5 protein-coding genes are annotated in these 5,546 nt (G+C 34.9%); all 5 read right to left on the bottom strand.

Translation table 11 applies throughout. The annotated features are described in order from the left end of the window. Nucleotides 1-524: 524 nt before the first annotated feature. Nucleotides 525-1,259, bottom strand: coding sequence for an esterase family protein (locus E2K98_RS29840; protein ID WP_133340585.1), 735 nt, complete (start codon nucleotides 1,257-1,259; stop codon nucleotides 525-527). A gap of 17 nt (nucleotides 1,260-1,276) precedes the next feature. Beyond that, nucleotides 1,277-2,464 carry an ATP-grasp domain-containing protein gene (locus E2K98_RS29835; RefSeq protein ID WP_133340583.1) on the bottom strand — a complete coding sequence of 396 codons (1,188 nt, stop codon included), beginning with the start codon at nucleotides 2,462-2,464 and terminating at the stop codon, nucleotides 1,277-1,279. Nucleotides 2,465-2,621: 157 nt separating this feature from the next. Further along, nucleotides 2,622-3,452: an alpha/beta hydrolase gene (locus tag E2K98_RS29830; RefSeq protein ID WP_133340581.1), complete on the bottom strand. Its 831-nt coding sequence runs from the start codon at nucleotides 3,450-3,452 to the stop codon at nucleotides 2,622-2,624. A 725-nt stretch (nucleotides 3,453-4,177) separates the two neighbouring features. Beyond that, nucleotides 4,178-4,645, bottom strand: coding sequence for a UPF0158 family protein (locus tag E2K98_RS29825; RefSeq protein WP_133340579.1), 468 nt, complete (start codon nucleotides 4,643-4,645; stop codon nucleotides 4,178-4,180). Between the two features lie 75 nt (nucleotides 4,646-4,720). After that, a complete protein-coding gene (locus tag E2K98_RS29820) occupies nucleotides 4,721-4,909 on the bottom strand; it encodes an amino acid transporter (RefSeq protein WP_133340577.1) in 189 nt (62 codons plus the stop codon). Nucleotides 4,910-5,546: the final 637 nt, after the last annotated feature.

Here is a 5,546-nt window from a genome sequence, read left to right as displayed (position 1 = left end):
GCCCGCTACCTAACTGTCTACGCTTAAAGACTAAAGTTACCTTTAGCCCTCCAAGACTCGCTACGAGCGAATGGCTAGTTCTTACTCGACGGGAATCCCACCCGTTATATGATACGACCTATGCTCGGCCGCACAAGCACCCGTTAGTGTAAGTACATTTCTTCACAATCTTACTTTCAAAATATAAAAAGAGCTACCTAAGTAGAGTAGCCCTAAAAAAGTAATTAAAGTTCCTCACTTATGAATAGTGGGGTTTTTGTCTCCTGAATAGACACCGAATGTGTCTATTTTTATATTAAATGGTTTTATATGTTTAGTGAGAATATTGTCCATAATATATTATTATGGGTTTCTTTTAACGACGGCAGTATATTGTTATTTTATTGCGTTTTTTTCGCCACATTTAAGTGTTTATTACCACTTTTTTGCTACTTTTAATACGACATCAATTATTTATTACCTAAAAATCAAAAAATCCCCTGTCAAAAAAACCCAGCGACTCAATACTGATGCTTTTTAACATTTTATAATTTTCCTAAATAATACGGCATTTGGCATCGCCACCAAACCCAATCATGCGAAACATCTTCGCCCCACTCATCAAACCATGCTGGAATTTGTTTTTGTTCAAAGGCCTCTTTTAATGTAAAGTATGAAGGCAGCCCATCCTGTTCCCAATCACCCAGCCCGGTACAAATAATGATATCTGCTGAACGATATCGATCAATAAACCAGCCGTCATTTTGATTCCATATGTAATCACTCGGTGAATTTTCGTATACAAGAGGATCATTTCCGTAATCCCCAAAAAAGAAACGCACATCGTAAACACCGCTAAGTGCAACGGTTGTTTGGAAGACATCCGGATGTCTCAAGAAAAAGTTCAACGCATGATATGCCCCCATACTACACCCCGTTGTCATCATTGGATCAAACCAACCTGTTTTATATTTAATAAATGGAATAGCTTCTGAAATCACATAACGGTCATATGCTTCATGAGCTAATGCACGGTCATGCGCCGGTTTTGAGTCGTGTAGCCAACTTTCGCTATCTATACTAGCCAATGTAAAAAACTGAACTTTTCCGGATTCAATAAAGTCATGACACACATCAATCATTCCAAAATCATAGTATTCAAAATGCGTCCCTCCAGATGAAGGAAAAACTAAGATTGGCATGCCACTGTGTCCATATCTGTTCAACAGCATTTCACGTCCTAATTCGCCACTCCAATGGTTTAAATGTTCTATATGCATAGAAAAATCTCCTATCCCTATACGTTTACAATGCTGCAATTTTTTCGTTCATGTACAAAACGGATAATGTCATCGACTTCTTCCTGCGAATCTGCATTAATCGCATAAAATTGATTTCCTTGGAGTTCCGCAAACGCATCTGGCATGCGCTGTTCGAACTTCACACAGTCGCCAAATCGTTCATAAATAGCATTCGTATCATGTTTATACTCATACGCATCACGCTGTGTTACACCGACACAAAACTGGTTTTCGGCATCGGACTCCTTAAATTCTCCTCCTGTCACAAGAGAAGCATACTGAGAAAATAAATCAATGGAGTACGCGAAATTGTACATATCAATCGTGAAGCCGCCAGCCAAGCGGTTATTATATTCAAGTGCAACATAATCCCCATCTTCTAATTTAAAAAACTCAATATGGAAAAAGCGTTCTTTCATGCCAAAAACTTCCACAATCGCCTTTCCATAAGTTTCGAGCTTTGGATCAATTTCTTTTTGAATCACATAAGCTAAATCCAACTGACCCTTAACGAGTTCCAGAGTTGGCACATTATATGTAAAGCTTGTTTGGAAAACAATGTTCCCTTTCTGATCCACTAAACCATCAAATGTACAAAGCACGCCTCCTTCGACATATGGTTCTAAGAAGTACACTTGTGCTTCTCCCCATTCTTCTTCAAAATGACGTACAGCCTCTTCTGAACTTAATTTAAAGGTTGCAGCTGATCCAACTCCATTATCCGGTTTAGCGATAACTGGCAGTCCTAATTCATCAATGGCTTTAGATAACTCCTTTTTAGTTTTAACGATTCTTCCATCTACAACAGGCACATCTGCTTTTTTAAACAGCTTCTTCATTTCAGATTTATATTTAACTTTTTTCAAGTCATTCGTTTTATTGCCGTACACGTTAAATTGCTCACGCAACTGCGCATCAAGTTCTAACCAGTATTCGTTATTGGATTCAATGCGCTCAATTGGACCATGTTTATAAAATAAAAATGCAACAGCACGTTTCACTTCATCTACATCTTCTAAATTATTCACACGATAATATTCTGTTAAAGCGTTTTGTAATTCGGAACTTAATAGGTCATATGGCTCTTCGCCAATTCCTAAAACATTGACACCTGCGTCTTTTAAACGATGAGCAAATGCCTGAAAATTACCTGGATAATATGGTGATATCAAAATATAATTCATAAAAAAGCTCCTTTCTCAATATCAAAAAATTCATTATTTTCACAACTAAGGTACAATTATTTCAATTTAAAATCAATCTAAGCTTCCAAAAATATTCAAAAAAAGTGATAGATTCCTCCCATGATCTAATTCAGTCAAATATAATTATTCAGTTTATTCAAGACCACTTCTCACTTAAGAAACGTAAACATTCTGGCAGGTGTTTTGCCCAAGCTTTTTCATCATGTTCTTCATCCGCAAAAATATTTAAACGAATGCTATCAATTGGAACAGAGCCTTTTATCAGTTGTTTATAATACTTAAGCGAGCAATCGATATATGCCTGCTTCATATTACCATACATCAATTGTCGATCGGCATCATCGCCTTCCTGAGTCCCAACTTGAATGTACACGCGTTGTTCAGGATCCAACTCTTCTCTAGCAATATAACTGTCAAAGGCTTTACTTGTAATCCAATTGGCTAAAGAAAAAATGCCTAAACCACCAATTTGATCTTTATATTCAATACCCATAAAAGCCGAAATATTTCCTCCAAGTGAACTGCCAATCATCGCTGTATGATATTTATCCGATTTAGTTCGGTAATGCTTATCGATAAACGGCTTCACGACTTTCATGACAAACTTAGCAAACTCCACGCCTCTTCCGCCTAGTTCATTATCTTCAGGAAGTGGGCTTTCTGTAATTTTCCAAGGCGTATATTCATTAATTCGATCTTGTTCAGCGTTATCTATCCCAACAACAATCATCTTCGGTAAATCGGGGTTTAGTTTAATTGCAGGAATAACTTTCCATGAATACCCGCTATAAGCTTCACTACTGTAGAAAACATTTTGTCCATCATGCATATAGACAACTGGAAAATTTTTAGCTTCATCTTTATCATAATTTTTCGGCAATAAAACACGCACGCGACGTTTTTCATTTTTATAAGACATATGTAATTGATGTGTTTCTAGTTTTAAATGAAAATAGGATTGATTCATTTTACCTTCCTCGTTCCTTTGATATTACATTAAATATTGGAAGTTCTACTTGAGAAAAATCCAACTGCTGAAGTTCTTCTAATGAATAAGTGTTTGATAAATATAAATCCAACTGGGCAGATATATCTTCAATAACTTTATATACCTCGCTGTTATAAAAATTAAAATCATCCATATATTTCATATAATATTTATCACACCAATTACAAATATGTTGATGTGAAAATTTGTTACTGCTATTTACTACACCCAACAATAATTCATCTAAATTTCTTTATTTAACTCTAAATCAATCTCAATAAACTTTGATTCTGACCAACTGCCTACATATTTGTTCTTGCCCAGCAGTTACCACCTCGGTCTGTAAATGCAATTTGTAATTAATTCAACGTAAATAAATTAGATTCCTTCTTCAACAAACCTGCCTCCGTTAGTGGAACAAAAAAAGCTGCGGTAGCAACCCAATCTTTTACTCTTGCACCCGTTCGTAATATAAGGTTAGCCAGATTTTAAACTAAACTGCTACGTTAGTGGACAGGTACATAATTAGAAACAAAAGTTTTAAATCTTAAGGCTTTGTTCATTCTCCTTTGCTCCTTTTGCATAATAGATTATGTATAAATCTTCTTCATTGTTTACCAACAATCCTTCTTTCGCTAACCTGCCCCTTTACTTAAATAAGAAAAGGTGATTACCGCTTGGTTAAGTAAACACCCCTGTCAATTCTATTCAATAAAATTTATTTTATTTTCCTGACACCATTCAATAGCAATTTGTTTAAAACACTCGCCCCGGTATGAATACCATTCATCTTCTATTTCAAAATCAATTATTTTATCCTTAAACCTTCTAAAGGCACCCTTTCCCTTAATTGCCATTAATAAGGATTCCTTCTTCCATTGATCACTTACTGTTAAACAAAAGTTTTCCATAATTTCATATTCATTCACTTCATATTGAGTAGGTAACTCTAAATAATTTTCAAAATTTTCAACCACATCAATTGCAATTATTCTATTTTCTTGTTCCCATTCAGGTAAATGATCAAATGGTTTTTCGTCTTCAGCAGCTCTCAGATCCTCCGATGTTACTAACACAAATTCTCCCGTTTTAATATTCAGTAATGAACGTGACTCTTCAAACTGTATTTCCATTTCCTCAATTATATCTTTTAGTTTAACTTGTATACTCATTATTTGATCACCTTTTTATATTTTTTACTAATGCACCCGTTAGCTGCATAAAAAAAAGCCACCAGTCAGTATTAGTTAATTTAGTAAATTTAATATAATCATTAACAGAATGGATAATGAAATGAAACCAATCATAAAGCATCCAAAGTATTTTAATGGTTTTGGTAACTTGTTTATCTTAGCATTAGAAGGGTTACCAGCATTTCCTTCAATCTCGTTAAAATGTTCTATTGCATCATTAAATGGTTTATTCTCATCTTTCATACAACCACCCCTTTACTAAATAATAACATTATTTAGTCCCCTACATTGGGATTTTTTGTATTATTTTCCTGAACTAACCTGCCCCGTTACCACAATAAAAAAGCCGCCTGAATTGGCAGCTGGATCTTTAGTATTGCATCCGTTAGTTTAAGAAGGAACTTTGCAAAGATTACTTTTTCTTCAATTTCTTAGTTATATAATAATAAACAATTGCGATTCCCAAAGAGGTACCAAAAGCGACAGAAAAGGCTGTATCAACATTCCAATTATGTTTAAAGAGTATGTTTACAACCAAATTACTAATAAAAAAAACTAAGAAAACTAAAAAGAAACGTAAAAAGTGTTTCAAAAACTTATCCTCCAAAAACCTAATGAGTTTTAATAATATAACAATAACACAATTACAAAATTTCCAATCCTTCTTTTACTAACCTTCCACGTTAGTGCAAAAAGAAAAAGAGCCGCAGTGCGACCCTTTTGTTCAACTCGTCGAGTAGAAGGGAGCCTTTCTACCTTGCGGTAGATTGTACTCCTCCCCCCTCACAGAACCGTGCTTGCGCTATTAACGCACACGGCTCCTCCTAGTCATCATTTACAAAATATAGCTAATTTCTTTTCTTAAGTCGTATATATTAAC

This window comes from Bacillus salipaludis, assembly GCF_004358205.1.
The sequence above is the reverse complement of the archived record's forward strand: the minus strand, read 5'-3'. Positions and strand labels throughout refer to the sequence as shown.